20 protein-coding genes are annotated in these 23,699 nt (G+C 41.7%); 12 read left to right on the top strand and 8 right to left on the bottom strand.

Annotation, left to right across the window (positions count from 1 at the left end):
- Positions 1–66: 66 nt before the first annotated feature.
- Positions 67–636, bottom strand: a complete 570-nt coding sequence (locus BCU94_RS05700) for a DNA-3-methyladenine glycosylase I (RefSeq protein ID WP_102436424.1) — start codon at positions 634–636, stop codon at positions 67–69.
- A gap of 119 nt (positions 637–755) precedes the next feature.
- Between BCU94_RS05700 and glyQ the strand changes: the two genes are divergently transcribed.
- Together glyQ and glyS are read left to right on the top strand one after the other, a co-directional pair.
- Complete coding sequence (gene glyQ / locus BCU94_RS05695; RefSeq protein WP_102436422.1) at positions 756–1,661, top strand: glycine--tRNA ligase subunit alpha; 906 nt, start codon at positions 756–758, stop codon at positions 1,659–1,661.
- A gap of 11 nt (positions 1,662–1,672) precedes the next feature.
- Positions 1,673–3,742 carry a glycine--tRNA ligase subunit beta gene (glyS, locus tag BCU94_RS05690; protein WP_102475868.1) on the top strand — a complete coding sequence of 690 codons (2,070 nt, stop codon included), beginning with the start codon at positions 1,673–1,675 and terminating at the stop codon, positions 3,740–3,742.
- A gap of 117 nt (positions 3,743–3,859) precedes the next feature.
- Here the strand turns inward: glyS and BCU94_RS05685 are convergent, their stop codons facing one another.
- The 5 genes from BCU94_RS05685 to dnaA form a co-directional block, all read right to left on the bottom strand.
- The gene (locus BCU94_RS05685; protein ID WP_102475867.1) at positions 3,860–4,963 is read right to left on the bottom strand and encodes an HDOD domain-containing protein; all 1,104 of its coding nucleotides are present in this window, start codon (positions 4,961–4,963) and stop codon (positions 3,860–3,862) included.
- A 114-nt stretch (positions 4,964–5,077) separates the two neighbouring features.
- Entirely contained in the window at positions 5,078–7,495 is a 2,418-nt protein-coding gene (gene gyrB / locus BCU94_RS05680) for a DNA topoisomerase (ATP-hydrolyzing) subunit B (protein WP_102436416.1), read from the bottom strand.
- A gap of 15 nt (positions 7,496–7,510) precedes the next feature.
- Positions 7,511–8,593, bottom strand: coding sequence for a DNA replication/repair protein RecF (gene recF, locus BCU94_RS05675; protein ID WP_102475866.1), 1,083 nt, complete (start codon positions 8,591–8,593; stop codon positions 7,511–7,513).
- Between the two features lie 122 nt (positions 8,594–8,715).
- On the bottom strand, positions 8,716–9,816 hold the full coding sequence (dnaN, locus tag BCU94_RS05670; RefSeq protein ID WP_102475865.1) for a DNA polymerase III subunit beta: 1,101 nt from the start codon (positions 9,814–9,816) through the stop codon (positions 8,716–8,718).
- Positions 9,817–9,835: 19 nt separating this feature from the next.
- On the bottom strand, positions 9,836–11,224 hold the full coding sequence (gene dnaA, locus BCU94_RS05665) for a chromosomal replication initiator protein DnaA (RefSeq protein ID WP_076541770.1): 1,389 nt from the start codon (positions 11,222–11,224) through the stop codon (positions 9,836–9,838).
- A 448-nt stretch (positions 11,225–11,672) separates the two neighbouring features.
- On the opposite strand from dnaA, the gene rpmH reads away from it, so the two are divergent.
- From rpmH to BCU94_RS05635, 6 genes are all read left to right on the top strand, one after another.
- Positions 11,673–11,810, top strand: a complete 138-nt coding sequence (rpmH, locus tag BCU94_RS05660) for a 50S ribosomal protein L34 (RefSeq protein ID WP_011867659.1) — start codon at positions 11,673–11,675, stop codon at positions 11,808–11,810.
- A gap of 16 nt (positions 11,811–11,826) precedes the next feature.
- On the top strand, positions 11,827–12,183 hold the full coding sequence (gene rnpA / locus BCU94_RS05655; RefSeq protein WP_076541772.1) for a ribonuclease P protein component: 357 nt from the start codon (positions 11,827–11,829) through the stop codon (positions 12,181–12,183).
- Positions 12,150–12,404, top strand: coding sequence for a membrane protein insertion efficiency factor YidD (gene yidD / locus BCU94_RS05650; protein ID WP_076541774.1), 255 nt, complete (start codon positions 12,150–12,152; stop codon positions 12,402–12,404). The genes rnpA and yidD overlap by 34 nt, the downstream gene beginning before the upstream one ends.
- 3 nt (positions 12,405–12,407) lie before the next feature.
- Positions 12,408–14,036, top strand: a complete 1,629-nt coding sequence (gene yidC / locus BCU94_RS05645; protein WP_102436410.1) for a membrane protein insertase YidC — start codon at positions 12,408–12,410, stop codon at positions 14,034–14,036.
- Positions 14,037–14,117: 81 nt separating this feature from the next.
- Complete coding sequence (mnmE, locus tag BCU94_RS05640) at positions 14,118–15,476, top strand: tRNA uridine-5-carboxymethylaminomethyl(34) synthesis GTPase MnmE (RefSeq protein WP_102475864.1); 1,359 nt, start codon at positions 14,118–14,120, stop codon at positions 15,474–15,476.
- Between the two features lie 8 nt (positions 15,477–15,484).
- Positions 15,485–16,096, top strand: a complete 612-nt coding sequence (locus BCU94_RS05635; RefSeq protein WP_102475863.1) for a 3'-5' exonuclease — start codon at positions 15,485–15,487, stop codon at positions 16,094–16,096.
- 37 nt (positions 16,097–16,133) lie between these two features.
- Here the strand turns inward: BCU94_RS05635 and BCU94_RS05630 are convergent, their stop codons facing one another.
- A complete protein-coding gene (locus BCU94_RS05630) occupies positions 16,134–17,003 on the bottom strand; it encodes a LysR substrate-binding domain-containing protein (protein ID WP_102475862.1) in 870 nt (289 codons plus the stop codon).
- Positions 17,004–17,146: 143 nt separating this feature from the next.
- Here BCU94_RS05630 and BCU94_RS05625 point away from each other — a divergent pair, with 143 nt between their 5' ends.
- Positions 17,147–18,277: an S-(hydroxymethyl)glutathione dehydrogenase/class III alcohol dehydrogenase gene (locus BCU94_RS05625; RefSeq protein ID WP_102475861.1), complete on the top strand. Its 1,131-nt coding sequence runs from the start codon at positions 17,147–17,149 to the stop codon at positions 18,275–18,277.
- Positions 18,278–18,354: 77 nt separating this feature from the next.
- A complete protein-coding gene (fghA, locus tag BCU94_RS05620; protein ID WP_102475860.1) occupies positions 18,355–19,197 on the top strand; it encodes an S-formylglutathione hydrolase in 843 nt (280 codons plus the stop codon).
- Between the two features lie 124 nt (positions 19,198–19,321).
- On the opposite strand, the gene BCU94_RS05615 is transcribed toward fghA, so the two are convergent.
- The gene (locus tag BCU94_RS05615; protein WP_241904960.1) at positions 19,322–20,629 is read right to left on the bottom strand and encodes an alanine/glycine:cation symporter family protein; all 1,308 of its coding nucleotides are present in this window, start codon (positions 20,627–20,629) and stop codon (positions 19,322–19,324) included.
- A gap of 180 nt (positions 20,630–20,809) precedes the next feature.
- On the opposite strand from BCU94_RS05615, the gene mioC reads away from it, so the two are divergent.
- On the top strand, positions 20,810–21,250 hold the full coding sequence (gene mioC, locus BCU94_RS05610; protein ID WP_102436396.1) for an FMN-binding protein MioC: 441 nt from the start codon (positions 20,810–20,812) through the stop codon (positions 21,248–21,250).
- 490 nt (positions 21,251–21,740) lie between these two features.
- Positions 21,741–23,630, top strand: a complete 1,890-nt coding sequence (gene mnmG / locus BCU94_RS05605) for a tRNA uridine-5-carboxymethylaminomethyl(34) synthesis enzyme MnmG (protein ID WP_102436394.1) — start codon at positions 21,741–21,743, stop codon at positions 23,628–23,630.
- The last annotated feature ends 69 nt before the right edge of the window (positions 23,631–23,699 follow it).

The raw sequence follows: 23,699 nt of genomic DNA, 5'->3' as shown, positions 1-23,699 counted from the left end.
ATTTAGCAAAAAAAGAAAAGGATGTTCCACGTGGAACATCCTTTTTTTATTTGCTAAAAAACTGCGTTAAACAAAATCGCTTCCATAACAAAAACAATCTGTTGTATGGTCATTAACCATACCTACCGCTTGCATAAAAGCATAACAAATAGTTGGCCCTACAAAGTTAAAACCGAGCTTTTTAAGTGCTTTAGACATGGCCTCAGATTCTGCTGTTTGAGCAGGTAAATCCGCCGAAGTTAAATAATGATTTACGACAGGCTTACCGCCAACAAACTGCCAAAGAAATTCAGAAAAATCATTACCCTGCTCAACAAAGGCTAAATAGGCTTTGGCATTTCGAATAATAGAATTAACCTTTAGACGGTTCCTGATAATTCCAGGGTTTAATAGTAATTCTTCGACTTTGGCATCATCGAATGTGGCAATCACTTTTGGATCAAAATTGGCAAACAAAGCTTGGTAATTGTGTTGCTTCTTTAAAATGGTGATCCAAGATAATCCTGCTTGCTGACCATCCAAGCAAAGCTTTTCAAATAACTCGATGGGATCATAAACAGGCCGCCCCCAAACATTGTCATGATAGTCTTGATAAATAGGGTCATCACTGACCCAACCACAACGTTGTTGAACCATTTATTGAGTCCTTTACTATTTTTAATCTCTACGTTAAAAAATAACCTACATAAGCCTTTATCTACAAGGTATAATCAAAACCATTTTCTATTTATAGCCTAACCAGTAGATAAGCGGACATGACGACGAAACACGACGTAAAAACATTCCAGGGCTTTATTATGACCCTGCAGGAATTCTGGGCGCAGCAAGGTTGCGCAATAGTTCAACCATTAGACATGGAAGTTGGCGCTGGTACATTCCACCCAATGACATTCTTGCGCTCATTAGGCCCTGAGCCTATGAGTAGTGCTTATGTTCAGCCATGTCGTCGCCCTACCGATGGCCGTTACGGTGAAAACCCTAACCGTCTACAACACTACTATCAATTTCAAGTAGTGCTTAAGCCTTCTCCTAGCAATATTCAAGAGCTATACCTTGGCTCTTTAGAAGCACTAGGCGTAGATATGGGCGTCCATGATGTTCGCTTCGTAGAAGACAACTGGGAATCACCTACATTAGGTGCTTGGGGTCTAGGTTGGGAAGTTTGGTTAAACGGTATGGAAGTATCGCAATTTACCTACTTCCAACAAGTGGGCGGTTTAGAGTGTAAGCCTGTAACTGGTGAAATCACTTACGGCCTTGAACGTCTTGCGATGTATATCCAAGAAGTTGATAGCGTATATGACCTAGTATGGACAGACGGTCCAATGGGTAAAGTGATGTATGGTGATATTTTCCATCAGAACGAAGTTGAGCAATCAACCTATAACTTTGAACACGCCAATGTAGAAGTACTATTCAAGCAGTTTGATGATTGTGAAGTCGCTTGTCAGCATTTACTTGACCTTGAAAAGCCATTGCCTCTTCCTGCATACGAACAAGTAATGAAAGCATCTCATGCCTTTAACTTACTTGATGCTCGCCACGCGATTTCGGTTACTGAACGTCAACGTTATATTTTACGTGTACGTACTATGGCCAAAGGTGTTGCAGAGTCTTACTACCAAGCCCGTGAAGCGCTTGGTTTCCCAATGTGTAAGTAGAGGTAAATAGAATGAATGTTGAAAACTTACTCATTGAAGTGGGTACTGAAGAGTTACCGCCAAAAGCATTACGTAAATTAGCTGAATCATTTTTAGCTAACTTCAGCGAAGAGCTAACCAAAGCTGAGTTGGCCTTTGAAAAAGCCACTTGGTACGCTGCGCCGCGCCGTTTAGCTATTAGCATTGAACAACTTGCTGTAGCTCAAGCTGACAAGGTCGTTGAAAAACGTGGCCCTGCTGTTGCCCAAGCATTTGATGCTGATGGCAACCCAACGAAAGCAGCTATGGGCTGGGCTCGTGGTAACGGCATCACTGTGGAACAAGCTGAGCGCTTGAAAACAGATAAAGGCGAATGGTTATTACACCAAGCTAAAGTGGTTGGCGTAGAAACTAAATCACTGATCGCAGCCATGGCGCAAAAAGCATTAGATAAGTTACCAATTCCTAAGCCAATGCGCTGGGGAAGTAACACCACACAATTTATCCGTCCGGTTCATACCGTTACTATGCTATTAGGTGATGAGTTAGTTGATGGTGAATTGTTAGGTATCAAATCAGCACGTACTATTCGTGGTCACCGCTTTATGGGCGTTGATACCTTCGAGTTAGATCATGCTGACAACTACTTAGCCGCTCTTGAGCAGCAAGGTAAGGTTTTAGCTGATTACCAACGTCGTAAAGATATAATCAAGACTAACGCTGAAGCTGCAGCCAAAGACATTGGCGGTGTTGCAGAACTTGAAGATGACTTACTTGAAGAAGTCACCTCTTTGGTTGAGTGGCCTGTGGTACTCACCGCTAACTTTGAAGAAAAGTTTTTAGACGTACCGGCTGAAGCCTTGGTTTACACCATGAAAGGCGATCAGAAATACTTCCCTGTATTTGATAAAGCCGGCCAGTTGCTACCAAACTTTATCTTCGTGACTAATATCGAATCTAAAGATCCACAGCAGATTATTTCAGGTAACGAAAAAGTAGTTCGACCTCGTTTAGCTGATGCTGAGTTCTTCTTTGAAACAGATAAGAAAGAGTCATTAGAAGCGCGCCTTGCTAGCTTAGAAACGGTTGTATTCCAAAAGCAATTAGGCACGATTAAACAACGTGTTGAACGTATCTCTGCAATAGCCGGTTTTATTGCCACCAGCATTGATGCCAACAGCGAAGAAGCGAGCCGTGCAGGTTTACTGTCTAAGTCAGACTTAATGACCAATATGGTGATGGAGTTTACTGATCTTCAAGGCACTATGGGCATGCACTATGCACGCTTAAATGGTGAAACTGAAGCTGTCGCAGTTGCTTTAGCTGAACAATACAAGCCAAAGTTCTCTGGCGATACCGTGCCTACTGCACCTATTTCAATCTGTGTCGCGCTAGCTGAAAAGCTTGATACCTTAGTGGGTATTTTCGGTATTGGCCAAGCCCCTAAGGGTGCTGCAGATCCATTCGCACTGCGTCGTGCAGCGATTGGTATTTTACGTATTTGTTTAGAAAACAACTTGCCATTAGACTTAGTTGATTTAATTGATAAAGCAAAACAATTACACGGTGAAAACCTCACTAAAGACAATGTGTCTGAGCAAGTGCTTGAATTCTTCATGGGTCGTTTCCGCTCTTGGTATCAAGATCAAGGCGTCAGCGTTGACGTTATTCTTGCAGTGCTGGCACGTAAGCCTACTGCACCGGCTGACTTTGAAAGCCGTATTAAAGCTGTGGCGCACTTCAGAACGTTAGAGCAAGCCTCTGCTTTAGCTGCAGCTAACAAGCGTGTTTCTAACATTCTAGCCAAAGTTGAAGGCGAGACTGCCACTAGCATTGATGCCAGTTTATTGGTTGAACCTGCTGAGAAAGCATTAGCTGAAAAGTTAGCTGAACTGCAACCACAGCTTGCGCCATTATTTGCTGCGGCAAACTACCAAGAAGCGTTAGCATTACTGGCGAACCTGCGTGAAAGCGTTGATGCCTTCTTTGAAGGTGTCATGGTAATGGCTGATGATGAAGCCCTTAAGAATAACCGCTTAGCATTACTAAATAGCCTGCGTGAGCAATTCTTACATGCTGCAGATATCTCACTACTACAATAATAGTTAACCCTATTAAGTTGTAAAAAAAACGCGCTTTAACATCAGTTAAGCGCGTTTTTTATTGGCTGATTTTTAAAGCCTCATGATTAATTTTAAATGAAGACTTCGAATCAAATATTAAAAGCTAATCAGTTTTTGATGGAAAACATCAAACTCAGATTGATTCAAACCGACTTGCTGCAATAGCTGCTGTAAATCATCTTGTTCAAGTTTATCTTTTTGCCGCAACATAGAACACTCACTGATGATATTTGCCCGCCATACAGCCAATGCCATCATGTCTGTTGGACGATAATCAGAATTAGCTAATTGTGCTAGCTGAAACTCAAACTGTGCTGGCAGCTGCCAATGCTTCGCCAGTAACGCACTTAGCCCTAACGACTTAGTGGTCATCACTTGCTTAAACAATGCCGAACTTGGCTGTTCACCCGGCTCGGCTTTTTCAAAGGCATCCAGCAGCATTTTGAAAATGGCGATTTTGCCAACATCATGAAGTAATCCCAGTAAAAACACCGTATCTGCATCTTCTTCAGCTAAGTCACTGGCAATAAAAGCCACTTGCATTGAATGACGCCAAATTTCAGCGCCAAAACGCCTAAAGTAAATCGGCTTAATATCAATCATTTCTTTCACTAAACAACTGCGAACAAACTGACGTAATTGCGCTCGCCCTAACTGCACAATAGCTTGGTGTAGATTAGTAATATCTTTGCCTGAACGCTTAAAAGCACTTGAGTTGCATAACTTTAATACTTCGACGCTCAGTACCGGATCTTGCTCAATTAACTGCAGTACTTGTTTGGTTTCAATCTCATCTTGGGATAGTTTATGGTCAAGCTCGGTTATGCGCCTTGGCAGTTTTAACACCTTGGCAGCAATATCTTGAGGTGCACTAAAAGCGATGTCGATTTCGGCTAATATGCTACGTTCAAGATTATTAGCCATGCCACCAGTTTTATGGCTACTCATAGGAAAAAGTAGACTATAAAACAGCGCCGACAAATCTATTTGTTGCGCCTCTTCTGGTGTTTCACTTGAGTTGCTTAAGTATGATTTAGTTTGCCTTACATATGAGTTACTAGAGCACAGTTTCGAGTCTGTAGCGCTTGACTCTTGGGTGTTAGCCGATAGCAATGAATGCTGCTCATTTAATGCTTTGGCTTGTTTGACCTCAACGGTCGGTCTTAAATTAAAAATCTTATTGAATAGCTTTTTAAACACAATAAATTACCTACACTTCAGGTAAATATACAACAGTGACAAGATGAGTTTGTAGAGATTACCGATAAAAAAATGGGCGCCTTAAGGCACCCATTTAATGTATTTTAAACTCGACTACACGTCTAAGTTAGCAACGTTTAGCGCGTTAGTTTCAATGAAGTCACGACGCGGTTCAACTTGATCGCCCATCAAACAAGTAAACAATTGATCAGCGCCTACGGCATCTTCAATGGTGACTTGTAGCATACGACGAGTTTCAGGATCCATTGTAGTTTCCCACAATTGCTCAGGGTTCATTTCACCCAATCCTTTATAACGTTGGATGTACAAACCACGTTTAGCTTCAGACATAGTCCAATCAAGCGCCTCTAAGAAGCTATCAACTTCTTTCATACGCTCGCCACGTTTAACATAGCCGCCTTCTTCAATCATACCGTCTAATGCTGAGCCTAACTTAGCAATACGTTGGTAATCATTTGATTGGAAGAAGTCGTAACTAAATACGTAGTTAGTATCAATACCATGCTTACGGATTGTTAGGCTTGGTAGGTATACCTGACGCTCAGGATCTAATTGTGGTTCAATGTTATAAATAACGCCGTCAGTTTCAATCTCAATAAGGTCAGCGACAAAGGCATCACACCACTGCTTCATTTGTGCTTCGTCAGCCAGCATTTCATTGTTCAGTGCTGGGTGGTAAAGCATACGGTTACAAATAACCGTTGGGTAACGCTTAGTTAAACGCTCAATAACCGCTTCAACCTCACGATACTGGCTCACTAAACGCTCTAGTGGCTCACCTGTCATACCTGGTGCACCCGCAGAAGGGTAAATATGAGTACCATCTAACGCTTGAGTGGTTAAGTATTCCGTTAGTGCTGGCTCATCTTTTAGGTACTGCTCTTGCTTACCTTTTTTAACTTTAAATAAAGGTGGTTGAGCAATATAGATGTAACCACGTTCAATCAACTCTGGCATTTGACGGAAGAAGAAAGTCAACAGCAGCGTACGAATGTGCGAGCCATCGACGTCAGCATCGGTCATGATGATGATGTTGTGATAACGGGTTTTCTCAGGATCATAATCATCACGGCCAATACCACAACCTAATGCAGTGATCAGCGTCGCGACCTCTTGAGAAGATAACATTTTATCGAAACGTGCTTTTTCAACGTTAAGAATTTTACCTTTTAGCGGAAGAATAGCTTGGTTTTTACGGTTACGTCCCTGCTTGGCTGATCCGCCAGCAGAGTCCCCTTCCACTATGTATATTTCAGAAAGCCCAGGGTCTTTCTCTTGGCAATCAGCAAGCTTACCTGGCAAACCACCTAAATCTAATGCGCCTTTACGACGGGTCATTTCACGGGCTTTACGCGCCGCTTCACGAGCACGTGCCGCATCAACGATTTTACCAACAATTAATTTTGCATACGTTGGGTTTTCTAATAGGTAATCATTTAATTGCTCACCCATTGTTTGTTCAACCGCACCTTTCACTTCACTCGACACTAACTTGTCTTTAGTTTGTGAACTGAATTTAGGATCTGGCACTTTTACTGAAATAACCGCGGTTAACCCTTCACGAGCATCATCACCCGTTGCATTGGTTTTACCTTTTTTATTGAAACCTTCACGCTCCATATAGTTATTTAAGTTACGGGTTAATGCACCCCGGAAACCCGCTAAGTGAGTACCGCCATCACGTTGTGGGATGTTATTGGTAAAACAGAAAATCTTTTCTTGATAACCGTCATTCCACTGCATTGCCACTTCAACGGTAATGCCGTCTTCACGCTCTTGAGTAAAGTGGAAAACCTCTTTATTCACCGGCGTTTTATTGAGGTTAAGGTAATCAACGAAAGCACTGATGCCGCCTTCGTATTTAAAGAATTCATCACGGCCATCACGTTCATCAACTAAACGGATACCCACACCTGAGTTCAAGAATGATAATTCACGAACACGTTTAGCCAAGATGTCAAAGTGGAATAGCACATCTGAGAATGTTTCACTGCTTGGCCAGAAACGGATTGAAGTACCGGTTTTTTCTGATTCACCCACTGGGGTGATTGGCGTATCAGGTACACCCATTGAATAAAACTGCTCGTAAACTTTACCGTTACGACGAATGGTCATTTGCAGTTTTTCAGATAATGCGTTTACAACCGAAACACCAACACCGTGTAAGCCACCTGATACTTTATAAGAGTTATCATCAAACTTACCACCGGCATGAAGTACCGTCATAATAACTTCGGCAGCGGACACACCTTCTTCTTCATGAACCTCTACAGGAATACCACGGCCATCATCTTGTACTGATACCGAGCCATCTGAATGAATGGTGATAGTAATGTCACTACAGTGGCCTGCTAAGGCTTCATCGATAGAGTTATCGACCACTTCGAATACCATGTGATGAAGACCTGTACCATCGTCAGTATCGCCGATGTACATCCCTGGTCTCTTACGAACAGCATCAAGGCCTTTTAAAACCTTAATACTCGAAGAATCATAACTATTCTCTGACATATTTCTCTCTCGTTTTTATTCAACTACCGTGACTTGCCCATGTTCCACATGAAACATCTTACTTGGTGGGCTAGCCAGCGAATCGACTATTGCAACAGGATCAATCGCTGTGACAAAAATTTGTGCACCGGTTTCGGTTAACTGTTTTAGTAATAGTTGCCTATGCTGAGCATCTAACTCAGATGGAAGATCATCCACTAGGTAAATACTATGCTTGTTTTGCTGTTTTTGAAGCAATTTACCCTGTGCAAGGCGCAGTGCACAGACTAATAATTTTAACTGTCCTCGGGATAACGCATCCTGTACCGGTAAGCTGCCAACGCGTAATCGTAAATCCGCTTTATGTGGTCCACTGCCGGTATTTCCCGATGCTAAATCTCGGTGATATTGAGTTTTAAGTAACTCGGCAAATTCCGTTTTGCTATCCCAGCCACGGGTAAAGGAAACCTTAATATCAACCCGTGGTAAAAACTCTTCGATTATACCCTTAAGTAGCTCATTTAACGAGTCCACATATTGATTTCGTATCGAAGTAACCTGCTCAGCATAACGCACCAATTCCTTATCCCAAAATTGTATATTGGTGTAAGAGGCTCCATCTCTAAGAAGCTGATTTCTTTGCTTTAAAATTCTTCTGGTATTCACCCATGCCGTATAAAAATGACTGTCAGCATGAAAAGCTCCCCAGTCGATAAACTGCCGGCGTGCTTTTGGGCCTTCAAATAGTAAAGAAAAACTTTCAGGGGTGATAACTTGAATAGGTAACGTCTCAGCTAATACCGATAATCGCTTCACGTTATCGCCATTAAATTTAACATCAATGTCGCCATTGCGGAACCGTCTAAGGCCTAATTTAGCTTCGCCATTAGGCATTTCGAGCTTGGCAAACAAGGTCAGTTGATCTTGCTCAATATTGATAACCCGCTGGGACAGATGGCTACGAAACGAACGCCCCATACCGAGAAAATAAATGGCTTCTAAAATGCTGGTTTTACCACTGCCATTTTCACCATAAATTAAATTAAGCCCATCACTTGGCGCTAATGTCGCTGACAAAATATTTCGGAAATGTTCGATATTGAGGCGGGTTAAACTCATGGAAAATAAACAGACCCTAATTTAAAAAGAGTGAAACGAAAGAAGGTGCCTTAATGTAGCACCTTCTTGGGGTAAAACGTTATAGTTAAACGGCGCTTAATCAAGTTTAAGCGACTATTTACTTATAAGCGCATTGGCATAACCACGTACATAGAGTCTTCTTCTGCGTGGTTTTCAATTAGTGCGCTTGAGTTACCGTCTATTAAGGTTATTCTAACATCATCACTGGCTAAATTATTTAATACGTCCAATAGATAGCTGACGTTAAAGCCAATTTCTAGGTTATCTGAGTTGTATTCAACATCGATAATCTCTTCTGCTTCTTCTTGCTCCGGGTTATTGGCGGTAATGCGCAATAATCCCGGCTCAAGCTGAATACGCACACCTCTGAACTTCTCATTCGACAAAATAGAAGCACGGGTTAACGCTTGTTTTAATTGATTACGACTAGCCACCACAATTTTGGTGCCGCCTTTAGGTAATACGCGGCGATAATCAGGGAAACGACCATCGACTAATTTACTGGTGAATACCGCATTGGCAGTAATCGCACGAATCGCACTATCACCAATCGCAATGGTAATATCACTGTCTTCACTTTCAAGTAAACGCGCCATTTCAACCACGCCTTTACGCGGCACAATCACTTGCTTCTCAGGTAAGGTGGTTTCTATTTGACGATGACTTAATGCTAAGCGATGACCGTCTGTGGCAATGGCCTTTAAGGTGTTACCTGCGGTTTCAAATAACAAGCCATTTAGATAATAACGCACATCTTGGTTTGCCATTGAAAATTGTGTCGAGTCAATAATCGACTTCAAAGTGCCCTGCTTTAAGCTAAATTCAATTTCAGCTTCAAACGCTTCAACATTGGGATAATCTGATGCTGGCAAGGTCGCCAGTGAAAAACGACTACGGCCTGAGCGTAATAACCATTTGTTCTCTTGCTGCTCAATTTTAATTTCAACTTGCTCAGGAAGAGATTTAACAATATCTAATAATTTTTTAGCCGGAACTGTGGTGCGTCCCACTTCAACTTCACCTTGGATGGGAGCTTGACCGACAAGCTCAACCTCTAAGTCCGTACCAGTAAGCTTAAGTGAGCCCTCACTAACTTCAACAAGTAGATTAGATAAAATTGGCAAGTTATGGCGTCTTTCTACTGCGCCACAAACCAACTGAAGTGGTTTTAATAGGGCATCCCTATCAATTGAAAATTTCATTCGTCTCAATTTCCCGATATTAAGAAGATAAGGTACGTATCAAGTTAGCATAATCTTCTTTAATGTCATGACTTTCTTCACGTAACTGAGCAATTTTTCTGCATGCATGTAATACAGTAGTATGATCACGACCACCAAATGCGTCACCAATTTCAGGCAAGCTTTGGTTAGTTAACTCTTTTGATAATGCCATTGCCACTTGACGTGGTCTGGCAACACTGCGCGAACGGCGCTTAGATAACATGTCAGCCATTTTAATTTTGTAATATTCAGCAACGGTTTTCTGAATATTATCAATGGTGACTAACTTTTCTTGTAACGCCAGTAAATCACGTAATGCTTCACGGACAAAATCAATGGTAATTGGACGTCCGGTAAAATTAGCATTAGCAATAACGCGATTTAATGCGCCTTCTAATTCACGCACATTTGAGCGCAAACGCTTAGCAATAAAAAATGCCACTTCATCAGGCAGATTAATGCCGCTCTCTTGTGCTTTACGCATTAAGATCGCCACACGGGTTTCAAGTTCTGGCGGTTCAATGGCAACGGTTAGGCCCCAACCAAAGCGAGATTTTAAGCGATCTTCAACACCATCGATTTCCTTGGGATATTTATCCGAAGTTAAAATGACTTGATGGTTACCTTCAAGTAATGCGTTAAAGGTATGGAAGAATTCTTCTTGAGAACGATCTTTATTGGCAAAAAATTGAATGTCATCAATAAATAATGCATCAACACTGCGGTAGTAACGTTTGAAATCTTCGATGGCGTTATTTTGCAGTGCTTTAACCATGTCCTGAACAAAGCGCTCAGAATGCATGTAAACCACTTTGGCATTGGGATTATTTTTGATGATCCCATTGCCAACAGCGTGTAATAAATGGGTTTTACCTAAACCAGTACCACCATATAAAAATAGTGGGTTATAGGCGCCACCTGGATTTTCAGCCACTTGAAGTGCAGCCGCTTTACCCAGTTGGTTTGATTTACCTTCAACAAAATTATCAAACTGGTAAGTCGGATTAATGTTACTGCGGTGGTTAGCATGCTCAACCGGTTCAGCTTGAGTATTAAACGAAGTACTAACGCGCGCTTTAGTATGGGTATTTTGAGGTTTCTTTATTTCAGCAATCACTGGTGCTGCAGGTTTAGCTGCAGACGGACGACTACCAATATCAAAACGCAGCTTAGGCGCATTGCCACCTAACTGTTCAGTGAAAAATTGATTAATGATATTGATATACTTATCACGAACCCAATCGAGCACAAAACGATTCGGCGCATAAAGTACCAAGGTATCACCATCCATTTCAGCTTGCAGCGGACGGATCCACATACTGAATTGCTGCGCAGACAATTCGTCTTGCAGTCTGCCGATACATTGTTGCCACAGTGAAACCGCCACTAAAAATCCTTAAATACCGTTTGTTGAAGGAGGGGTATTCTATCGTTAGATCTCAATGATCGCTATCGATAAAAAAAATTTTATCCCCAAGCTGATCATTGTATGTGGATATCTGTGATCTTTGAAGATCAAAATCGATCTATTTATTATGAATTGTTCATAGATCCTGCTTTATTAACCGATCAACATTGATCTATAATAGCGCGGCTTTGATCTAGTAAAACTATCTTAGATCCACTACATATTGTGTTGGTACACAGAGTTATCCACATCCTGTGGTAGATTTTTAGGGTACTTATCAAAGTTAAATTGGTAAAAATTGTTCATATAGTCATTTTCCTAGTTGACGGTAGTGATTAAAGTGATTACAATTCGGCCTCTTTTTTGCCCTTGCGTCTTATTTCAAGAATGTAAGGTTTATTAACTACTAAATATACGGATTGCCAAAATGAGTAAACGTACTTTTCAACCAAGCAACCTGAAGCGTAAGCGTTCTCACGGCTTCCGCGCACGTATGGCCACTGTAGGCGGCCGTAAAGTGATTGCACGTCGTCGTGCAAAAGGTCGCGCTCGTTTATCTGCTTAATCAGTAGATATTCATAGTGACTAGCTATGCTTTTACGCGGGAGTTGCGTTTGCTAACTCCCGCGCAATTTAAATCTGTATTTTCAAATCCCATCAAAGCATCTTCTGCTGAAATAACTCTGCTTGCTATTCCAAATTCAGAGCAACATCCTCGTATTGGATTAACTGTCGCAAAACGTTTTGTTAAAAATGCCAGTGACCGAAATCGCATTAAACGAGTGATAAGAACTAATTTCCGTTTACACCAGCATGATATTCCAGACCTTGATATAGTTGTCTTGGTAAGAAATGGCGTGGTTGATATGGAAAATGCAGACCTACATAAATTAATAGAGAAGTTATGGCGCAAACTCAGTCGCCGTTACAATGGTTAGCCACAAAGGCTATTCGTGGCTACCAACTCTTTATCAGCCCTATGCTGGGACCCCGCTGTAGATTCAATCCAACATGCTCTTATTATGCAATTGATGCAATAAAAACGCATGGAACTGCGAAAGGTTGTTGGCTTGCGGCGAAACGCATACTAAAATGTCATCCTTTACATCCCGGCGGAAGTGATCCCGTCCCCCCTAAAAACGACAGGTGTAACAAATAGGCTATGGAATCTCAACGTAATTTAATGCTTATCGCTCTGCTTTTTGTCAGCTTTTTAATGTGGCAAGCATGGCAAGACGATAAAGCCCCGCAACCAGTAGCGGCCCAAACAACGTCACAGACTACTAATGTTGCGTCACAAAACGTTAGCGATGTACCAGAGGCTGATGCAGGCATGCCTGTTCAATTACCTGCTACACAAAATTTAATTACTGTGAAAACAGATCAACTAGACATTAAAATCAGCCCAGTAGGCGGTGATATTGTTTATGCTGCATTAGTTGATCATAAAGTTGAAATAGACAGTGATGACCCATTCGTAATACTTGAACAAAATGGTTCATTTAATTACATCTCACAAAGTGGTCTTATTGGCCGCGATGGTATTGATAGCAGCCGCCATGGTCGCGCTCAATTTTCAGCAGAATCTGAAAATTATGTGTTAGCCGATGGCCAAGACTCTTTATCAGTACCGCTTAATTATGTTGATGCTAATGGCGCAGCATATACCAAAGTATTTACCTTCACCCGTGGTCAATTTGATGTGACTGTTGATTACAATGTAAACAACACCACTTCAGCACCGCTGCAAATGCAAATGTATGGTCAAATAAAACAAACTGTACAAGCATCTGAAAGCAGCATGATGATGCCAACTTACCGTGGTGCAGCATACTCGACTAGCGATGTTCGTTACGAAAAGTATGACTTTGATGACATTGCAAAAAGTAACCTAAACCAACAGACACTAGGTGGTTGGGCAGCAATGCTACAACACTACTTTGTATCAGCTTGGGTGCCGCCTGCAGCTGATTCAAATACTATTTTTACCAGCATGAGTGCTGGCGGCCAAGCCAATGTTGGTTTCCGCGGCGCGGTACATGATATTGCACCAGGTGCACAGCAAACCATTAGTGCCCAATTCTATGTTGGCCCTAAAAACCAAGAAGCTTTATCTAAAATTTCTGAAACATTAAACCTTGTTGTAGATTATGGTTTCCTTTGGTGGTTAGCTATCCCAATTCACTGGTTATTGATGTTCTATCAATCCTTTGTAGGTAACTGGGGTGTGGCGATTATTTTAATTACCCTAACCGTGCGTGGTCTTTTATACCCGCTAACCAAAGCACAATACTCGTCAATGGCTAAAATGCGTAACTTGCAGCCTAAACTGACAGAAATGAAAGAACGCTTAGGTGATGACCGCCAGAAAATGGGTCAAGCCATGATGGAGCTGTATAAGAAAGAGAAAGTTAACCCTATGGGTGGCTGTCTTCCTATCTTGCTGCAAATGCCAATTTTCATCGCCTTGTATTGGGTATTACTAGAAAGCTATGAATTACGCCATGCGCCATTCATGCTTTGGATTACCGATTTGTCGGTTCAAGATCCTTACTATGTATTACCATTATTAATGGGTGTGTCTATGTGGTTAATGCAAAAAATGCAACCAATGGCACCGACTATGGATCCTATGCAAGTGAAAATGATGCAGTGGATGCCAGTTATCTTTACTGTGTTCTTCCTATGGTTCCCAGCCGGTCTAGTTCTATACTGGTTAGTAGGTAACTTAGTCGCTATTACCCAGCAAAAGATTATTTATGCAGGTTTAGAGAAAAAAGGCTTAAAATAAGTCATAGCTCAAACTGATATAATCAACAAAGGCGGCTATTAAGCCGCCTTTTCCTTTACTATTTCAACAAGGTTTTCCTCAATGACAGACACTATCGTGGCACAAGCAACCGCACCAGGTCGTGGCGGCGTAGGTATCATTCGTATTTCAGGCGATAAAGCCACGGAAGTCGCACATAGCGTATTAGGCCATTTACCTAAAACCCGTTATGCCGATTACTGTGATTTTAAAAACGCGTCAGGCGAGGTCATTGATCAAGGAATCGCACTGTTTTTTAAGGGACCCAACTCCTTTACCGGTGAAGATGTTTTAGAGCTTCAAGGTCATGGCGGCCAAATTGTGCTTGATATGCTGATCAAACGCGTGATGGAAGTAGATGGCATTCGTATCGCTAAGCCCGGTGAATTTAGCGAGCAAGCCTTTATGAACGACAAGCTGGATTTAACCCAAGCAGAAGCCATTGCCGATTTAATTGATGCCACCAGTGAACAAGCGGCTAAGAGCGCGTTAAACTCACTTCAGGGCGAGTTTTCTGATGAAGTACATCAGTTAGTCGAGCAAGTGACTAATTTGCGCTTATACGTCGAAGCAGCCATTGATTTCCCTGATGAAGAAGTCGACTTTTTATCTGACGGTAAAATCGCTAACTCACTGTATAACATCATCGCCAAATTAGACTTAGTCCAAGCCAGTGCCAAGCAAGGCTCAATTATTCGTGAAGGCATGAAGGTGGTAATTGCTGGTCGTCCTAATGCCGGTAAATCAAGCCTATTAAATGCCCTAGCAGGTAAAGAGTCTGCCATTGTCACTGAAATTGCAGGGACTACCCGTGATGTACTGCGCGAGCATATTCACCTTGATGGCATGCCACTGCATATTATAGATACCGCCGGTTTACGTGACACCGCTGATACCGTTGAAAAAATTGGTATTGAGCGTGCGTGGGATGAGATAGCAACCGCCGATAGAGTGTTATTTATGGTTGATGGCACCACCACCACCGATGTAAATCCTCACGATATTTGGCCTGACTTTATTGACCGTTTACCGAAAAAACTCGGCGTCACAGTTATTCGTAACAAAGCGGACTTAACCGGTGAGCCAGTAATGACCACTGATGAGCACGGCTATAGCGTTTATCGCATTTCAGCGAAAACCGGCTTAGGGATTGAAGAGCTTAAACAGCACCTTAAATCATTAATGGGTTATCAAAGTAACCTTGAAGGCGGTTTTATTGCCCGTCGTCGTCATTTAGAAGCCCTAGATTTAGCTGCCAGTCACTTACAACTGGGTAAAGAGCAGTTAGAAGTGTATTTAGCCGGCGAGTTATTAGCAGAAGAATTACGTATGTGCCAAATGGCGCTATCTGAAATTACCGGTAAGTTCACCTCAGATGATCTGCTGGGTAAAATCTTTAGCTCATTCTGTATTGGTAAATAGGATCGCTCATGATATTGGCAAATAAGGTTATCGTGCTCGATTTCGAAACCACAGGCTTATCACCTAATAATGCAGATCGCGCCATCGAAATTGGTGCGGTAAAACTCATTGATGGCGTGATCGTCGATAGCTTTCAAGAATTAATGAATCCGGGTAGATCGGTAAACAGTTTTATTGAAAATTACACCGGCATCACCAATGCCATGCTTAAAGAGGCAGATTCTTGTGAAGCAGTCATGACTCGCTTTGCCGATTTTATTGAAGACTTTAACTTAGTGGCCCACAACGCCAGCTTTGATAAGAAGTTTTTAGATGCTGAGTTCGACAACTGTCAGCAACAGTATTCAGGTCAATTTGCCTGTTCATTATTATTGTCACGCCGCATTAGCCAGGATGCCCCTAATCATAAACTGGGCACCTTAGTTAATTATCATCAGTTACCTAATGATGGTGTATTTCACCGCGCATTAGCCGATGCCACCATGACGGCGCATTTATGGAATCATCAGCTGGCATTGTTACAACAACAATTACCAGATAGAGCGATTACTTTTGAGCTGATTAATAAAATATCTAGGCAACCAAAAGCACAAGTCAGTCGCTATCTGCAGTCTTTATAACGATAAAAAAATCATCATTAAAACGTAAGTAAACTGGCTAAGGTAATTCAGCTGCGAGCTTATCCACCAGTAACCTCACTTTGGGTGACAAATGCCGATTGTGAGGATACAAAGCCCAAATTCCCTCCTGCTGCTGCTTATAAGATTCTAGAATGACCGATAGCTTCCCTTCACTAATGGCATCAGCTACGTAATAGCCCGGTAGTTGCACAATCCCCAAGCCTTTAATCGCGGCATTGAGTAAACTAATACCACTACTACACTGCAGATTCCCCTGCACTTTAATACTTCTTGCTTGACCCTCTTCATTGAAATGCCAGTGCGGCTGCGAGCCAACCAAACAATTGTGCTGAGTTAACTCTGATAATGAGTATGGCGCGCCAAAACGATTAATATAATCAGGGGCAGCGCAAACAAACTGCTCACGACTGGTTAAGCGCTTTGCCATCATGCTCGAATCTGGCAGACGGCCTAACCTAATCGCTAAATCATAACCGCCTTCCACTAAATCTAACTGCCGATTAGTTAACTCACAAATCACTTCAACATCAGGGTATTGCTGCATATAGTCAGTCACTATCGGCATAACAAATGACTCACCATAGGTAACAGGCGCAGTAAGCTTAATTAACCCTTGGGGTTTATTTTGCAAACTACTTATAGCCCGCTCAGCTTCTTCAAGACCATCGATAACTTGGCGGCAATGGCGATAAAATATTTGCCCTTCTTCAGTTAGCGACACTTTACGGGTGGTGCGATAAAACAATTTGGTGCTTAATCTGTTTTCAATTTGACTGATTTGACGACTCACTTGCGCAGTAGAAATAGCTAAACGCTTACCCGCTAGAGTAAAACTGTCGGTTTCAGCCACTGCGACAAATTCGTAAACCCCTTCCCATGGCAACATTATTACCACCTCGTAAAAGTAATTTGTATTTATAGCCCATTATCAACTGACAGAAAATAAATACAATAGACTTATCTTCTACACGGTATGATCTACACTGTGTAGAACCACATTTTTATCGTCACGACAAAAGGACAAACACAATGTCAGCACAATATATAAAATCTAAAGCCGCTGTTGCATGGGGAGTGGGACAACCATTATCAATTGAAGAAGTGGACGTGATGTATCCAAAAGCCGGTGAAGTAATGGTTAAGATTATCGCTTCTGGTGTTTGTCATACCGATGCTTTCACTTTATCAGGTGATGATCCTGAAGGTATTTTTCCGGTCATTTTAGGTCACGAAGGTGGCGGAATTGTAGAGATGGTTGGTGAAGGTGTTACCAGTGTCAAAGTCGGCGACCATGTTATTCCGTTATACACTGCAGAATGCGGTAAATGTAAATTCTGTACTTCAGGTAAAACCAACCTATGTAGCGCAGTACGTGAAACTCAAGGTAAAGGCTTAATGCCAGACGGTACTACCCGTTTTTATAAAGATGGTCAGCCAATTTTCCACTATATGGGCTGTTCAACCTTTTCAGAATATACCGTGCTTCCAGAAATTTCTTTAGCAAAAGTGAATCCAAAAGCCCCACTTGAAGAAGTGTGTTTATTAGGCTGTGGTGTAACAACAGGTATGGGCGCCGTATTTAATACCGCTAAAGTGCAAAAAGGCGATACTGTGGCAATCTTCGGTCTAGGCGGTATTGGTTTATCTGCCATTATTGGCGCAACTATGGCCGGAGCATCACGCATTATCGGCATTGATTTAAATGAATCTAAATTTGAACTCGCCACCAAACTTGGCGCGACTGATTGCATTAATCCAAAAAATTATGACAAACCGATTCAGGATGTCATTGTGGAAATGACCGATGGCGGCGTAGATTTCTCATTTGAATGTATTGGTAACGTCAATGTCATGCGCAGTGCGCTAGAGTGTTGTCATAAAGGCTGGGGCGAATCCGTTGTTATCGGCGTTGCCGGTGCTGGTCAAGAAATTTCAACTCGTCCATTTCAACTAGTTACTGGTCGAGTATGGAAAGGTAGTGCATTTGGCGGTGTTAAAGGGCGTAGTCAGTTACCCGGTATTGTTGAGCAATACTTAAATGGTGAATTTAAACTAGATCAATTCATTACTCATACCATGGGTCTTGAAGGAATAAATGATGCCTTTGATTTAATGCACAGCGGTGAAAGCATCCGCAGTGTCATTCACTTCGATAAGTAAATCTTATTCGTGTATTGGATTAATATCATGCCCTTAACCTTAGGCTAAGGGCATTTTTATAAAAAGTGACCAATCAAATGACTTTAGAAAACGTCAGTAGTAATAAAATGTTCGGCGGCTGGTTAAAACAATACCGCCATCATTCAGATACGTTAAACTGCCAAATGCGCTTTGCCATTTATCTGCCGCCACAAGCAGCATCACAAAAAGTGCCGGTGCTATATTGGTTGTCAGGCCTCACCTGCACCGACGAAAACGTGATGCAAAAATCAGGCGTTCAACGAGTCGCAGCAGAGCTTGGCATTGCTATTGTGGCTCCAGATACTAGCCCGCGCGGAGATAATGTCGCAGATGATGCCAATGGCGCTTATGATTTTGGTTTAGGCGCCGGATTTTATCTTAATGCCACCCAAGCGCCCTTTAATACCCACTATCAAATGTATGACTATGTGGTAAAAGAATTGCCAGCCTTTATTGAGCAGCATTTTCCAGTGACAAGCATGCGCAGTATCAGTGGCCACTCTATGGGCGGTCATGGCGCCATTACCATCGGGCTTAAAAATCCGCAGCAATATCAATCTATTTCAGCCTTTAGTCCGATCTGTAATCCGATAAATTGCCCTTGGGGGCAAAAGGCTTTTAACGGTTATTTAGGATCAGATCAAACAAGCTGGGCTGAATACGACAGCAGCGAGTTAATGAAAAACTCGATGGTTAAGGTACCTATGCTGGTGGATCAAGGCACTGAAGATAACTTTCTAGTTGAACAACTAAAACCTGAAAGCTTAATTGAAGCCGCTAAAGCTCAGCAATACCCGCTGACCTTACGCATGCAGGAAGGCTATGATCACAGTTATTTCTTTATCAGTAGCTTTATTGAAGATCATTTACGTTTTCACGCAAAGCACTTAATAAAGTAATAAACCCTGAATTCGGTCATAAGCCACCTTGTATTATGACCGAACATAAAAATGGAGTGACTATATTCTCAGTAGTCACTCCATTTTTGTTATCTATTTTTTTAATTCAACTTGTTAGTTAATTTTAAGCCGCCAATTTAGCGAAGTACTTCTTAGAAGCATCTCGAACTTTAGGGGCTAATAAAATAGCTGAGGTCATGGTTGGAATCGCCATTAAAGCATAGGCAGCATCAATAATATTAACGATTTCTTGAATGGTTGCTGTTGCAGCAAACAGTATCGCCAGCAAGAAAAATAATTGATATAGGCGTAATCTTTTGCGACCAAATAAAAATGCAAAGCACTGACCACCATAAAATGCTTGAGTAAAAATGGTGCTGATACTGAAAAATACCACGCAAAGGATCAGCAAATACGGACCCACGCCCGGCATAGTAACTTCAAAGGCTTGAGCCGATAAATTAACCCCCTCAGCTTCAGTTCCTTGCCACACCCCCGAAATTAAAATGATCATTGCCGTGGCAGTGCACACTAATAAGGTATCAATAGCAGGACCCAGCATGGCCACTAAGCCTTCTTTTACTGGTTCGTTGGTTTTGGCACTACCATGCGCCATTACTTCAGTGCCAATACCCGCTTCATTTGAAAAAGCCGCTCGGCGGATACCGATCAACATGGTGCCCAATATGCCACCACCAACCGAATTAAGTGAAAATGCTTCAGTGATAATAAGCTTAAAATAACTCGGTATATCAGCAATATTGGCAGCAATAACATAAAAAGCGCAGCCCATATAAATGACGATCATTAACGGCACGACTTTAGTGGCCACCGAAGCAATGCGTTTAATCCCGCCTAATATCACGCTGGCAACGATCAGCATAACCACAATCCCTAAGCTTAAATCCACCCAAAAGGTGGATTGATCACTGGGAAAATAGCCAGGTTTAATAATTAACCACTCACGAATAATCTGTACTAATTGATTGGCATTAAACAACGGAAAATTACCAACAAGGCCAACAACACAAAAAAATACCGCTAAAAAGTGCCATTTTTTGCTTAAACCTTGAGTGATTATGTACATGGGCCCCCCCTGCACATCACCATTTTCATCCTTGCCGCGATACATAATAGCTAAGGTACAGGTGAAAAATTTAGTCGCCATTCCCACAATAGCGCTAATCCACATCCAAAAGATGGCCCCCGGTCCACCCACCATAATAGCCACTGCAACACTACCAATATTACCCATACCAACGGTGCCGGCCATGGCACTGGATAACGCCCCTGCGTGGCTAATATGCCCCACAGCGCCTTTATCAGGATATTTACCACGGACAATATTTATAGCGTGGCCAATGTAGCGAAAAGGAATAAAACGTGAATAAATCAGGAAGAAAAGCCCACCACCTACCAGTAAAACCAGCATGTGAGGCCCCCATGCTAAATCAGCCATTTGAGCCGTAATTGAAACCAGAGACATAATAAAAGTTAATTTTTTGTTAATTGTAATTATTGAAAATACGGATAAAAACCACTTTGTGCAATGCTAAATAGGCGTAAACTAACCCTATAAGTAGTGTTTAACAGTAATCATCTAGGATAAAACATGGCAAAAATAGATATTTTAGTGGGCTCAACTCAAGGCGGAACCGAATATGTGGCCGACGATATGGCGGCTCAGCTTAACGAAATAGGCCACCAAACCTGCATTCATTTAGCCGCAAACTTGGATGATCTTGACCCTAAATCACTGTGGATCATTGTCAGTTCAACTCATGGCGCAGGCGATCTTCCAGACAATTTAGCACCCTTTTATCAGCAATTATTGACCTCAAATAGCGATCTAAGCGAGTTAAAATTTGCTTTGTGCGCAATTGGCGACTCAAGTTACGACACTTTTTGTCTTGGGCCTGAAAAAATAATTTCAAGACTCGATCAGCTCGGTGCAAAACAGTTTGTGAATAAGATCCAAATTGATGTTCAAAAGGATCCTGTCCCAGAAGATCCGGCACTAGCTTGGCTTTCAGAGTGGCAATCCTCCATTTAGATCCCCAAAAAGCCAGAGAGCTTGGTTAACATCTTTATTTATACCCACAATAACAACCTATCTTATCCACAAAAAGCAAAATACGATCATAACTTTGTGGATAAGCTATTATTTTCACCGATCATAACACTGTACAGATCTTAAGGTGATCTACTCGAAGATCACCCCTGTGGATAACTAGCCGATCTATCCCCAAGTTATATTGAGTTTGATCCTTCATTGATCACAGGATCGTTTTGTCGTTAACCTATGAAAATAAACAAATAAATGAGTTACCCACAGAAAAGTGCGATCCTAATAGTAATAGTAATAAAAAGATCTATTTAAAGATCTTAAGATCTATTAAGCGAAGCCCGTTAGATCGAAACTAGAAAATTGATCATTCCCGAAAAGCAAACCAAGTGCTAAAATACTCGGCTCAAGCAAGCCCTAGATTTGAAATCTAGTTAAATTTTGCAATATCGAATTTACTTTTATCCAAGGTCACAAAATGCATTTTCATGAACGGTTTGATGTAATTGTTGTTGGTGGTGGTCATGCCGGAACTGAAGCTGCCCTAGCAGCCGCAAGAATGGGGTCAAAAACATTATTGTTAACACATAACATTGATACTTTAGGTCAAATGTCTTGTAACCCTGCCATCGGTGGTATTGGAAAAGGTCATTTAGTTAAAGAAATTGATGCTCTTGGTGGTGCAATGGCTACTGCAACAGATTTTGCAGGTATCCAATTTCGAACATTAAATTCCAGTAAGGGCCCAGCAGTCAGAGCGACTCGAGCTCAAGCTGACAGAGCGCTTTACCGTCAAAAAATCCAACAGATTTTACAACACCAGCCTAATTTACGCATTTTCCAACAAGCAGTAGATGACTTAGTTGTTGAAAATAATACAGTAATTGGTGTAGTCACTCAGATGGGACTCGCTTTTGAAGCGCCAAGCGTAGTGTTAACTACAGGCACATTCCTTAGTGGTAAAATCCATATTGGTTTAGAAAACTACAGTGGTGGCCGAGCAGGTGATCCGCCAGCGATTGCCTTAGCAAATCGACTAAAAGAATTGCCAATTCGTGTTGGCCGCTTAAAAACCGGTACCCCACCACGAATTGACGCTAATAGCATTGATTTTTCCAAGATGGCTGAGCAAAAAGGTGATTCACCTTTGCCAGTTATGTCGTTTATTGGTGATGTTAGTCAACACCCTGAGCAAGTATCTTGTTATATCACTCATACCAATGAAAAAACTCACGATATTATTCGTGGAGGTATGGATCGTAGCCCAATGTATTCAGGGGTGATCGAAGGTATTGGACCACGTTATTGTCCATCGATCGAAGATAAAATAAATCGCTTTGCAGATAAATCATCGCATCAGATCTTTATTGAGCCTGAAGGCTTAACCACCAATGAGATCTATCCAAATGGGATCTCAACCAGTTTGCCATTTGATGTGCAATTGAATTTGGTGCGATCGATTCAAGGCATGGAAAATGCTGAAATCATTCGTCCTGGTTACGCTATTGAATATGATTATTTTGATCCAAGAGATTTAAAAAATTCACTTGAAACTAAAAATATCAATGGTTTGTTCTTTGCTGGACAAATTAACGGTACTACCGGTTATGAAGAAGCCGGTGCTCAAGGATTGCTAGCTGGTATGAATGCGTCATTGCAAGTTCAAGGCAAAGAGGCTTGGTGCCCACGCCGTGATCAAGCTTACCTAGGGGTGTTAGTTGATGACTTATCAACCTTAGGTACCAAAGAGCCATACCGTATGTTCACCAGTCGTGCTGAATATCGTTTGCTACTACGTGAAGACAATGCTGATTTGCGCTTGACAGAAAAAGGTCGTGAATTAGGTTTAGTTGATGATCATCGCTGGGCATTATTCAGTGAAAAAATGGAATCGATTGAAACTGAGTTGCAACGTTTACGCAGTAATTGGGTTCATAATAATTCACCTTTGCTTGATGTATTAAACCCAGAGCTTAATACCCCAATTTCTCGTGAAGCATCATTTGAAGATCTACTTCGTCGTCCAGAAATGGATTATAAGAAATTAATGAGTTTAGAAGGTTTTGGACCGGGGATTGAAGATCCACGTGCTGCAGAGCAAGTTCAAATTCAAGTGAAGTATTCTGGTTATATTCAAAGACAGCAAGGTGAAATTGATAAAGCGATTCGTAATGAAACCACAATCTTGCCGCTTGATCTTGATTATCAAGAAGTTCCAGGCCTTTCAAATGAAGTGATCGCTAAGATGAATGAGCATAAACCTGAAACCATTGGTCAAGCATCAAGAATTTCAGGAATGACGCCGGCAGCGATCTCAATCTTGCTGGTTCATCTTAAAAAGCGTGGTTTATTGCGTAAAAGCGCATAAATCCCAGCAAAAAGTTGTCTTTTGACCAATAAGGGAAGCTTTGAGGCTTCCCTTAGTCATTTTCGCCAT

Origin of the sequence: Shewanella sp. 10N.286.52.C2 (genome assembly GCF_002874545.1) — a bacterium.
GTDB lineage: Bacteria > Pseudomonadota > Gammaproteobacteria > Enterobacterales > Shewanellaceae > Shewanella.
The sequence above is the reverse complement of the archived record's forward strand: the minus strand, read 5'-3'. Positions and strand labels throughout refer to the sequence as shown.